Source organism: Agrobacterium sp. 22094 (assembly GCF_052046015.1).
Lineage (GTDB): Bacteria > Pseudomonadota > Alphaproteobacteria > Rhizobiales > Rhizobiaceae > Agrobacterium > Agrobacterium cavarae.
Genome location: NZ_JBQEPX010000041.1, coordinates 1 through 359 on the forward strand (window position 1 = coordinate 1; position 359 = coordinate 359).

Annotated in this window: 1 protein-coding gene; it reads left to right on the plus strand. The window is 30.1% G+C overall.

Annotated elements, in window-relative coordinates:
* On the plus strand, window positions 1-236 hold a 236-nt coding region (locus ACTJK5_RS23080; RefSeq protein ID WP_440613326.1), incomplete at its 5' end, for a hypothetical protein.
* Window positions 237-359: the final 123 nt, after the last annotated feature.

The following is a 359-nucleotide window of genomic DNA, read 5'->3' on the forward strand; positions in this document are numbered from 1 at the left end:
GTATATTATCTTTCTCAATGTACATATTAAGAAAAGTTTTTAATATCATACATAAAAGGCGGGATAATATGAGTGAAAATAAGAAAAAGGAAGAATTGAATAAGATAAAGAAGTATTATTTTAATAAGGACAATCAACCAGTAGCTGGTATAGAGTTAATTTTGCCGCCGGATATAGGAATCATGTTAGACCCGAAATCAGTTAATGATGAAAGTAGAGATATTGATAATGAATAAGTTTAATTTAAGCATCCATGCGGGTGCTTTTTTCTTTGTTATATAGAAATTACACATTAGCCCCTTTAATACATGACTTAGGCATAGTTGGGAATGAGATCATATAATGATACTGAACGGTGT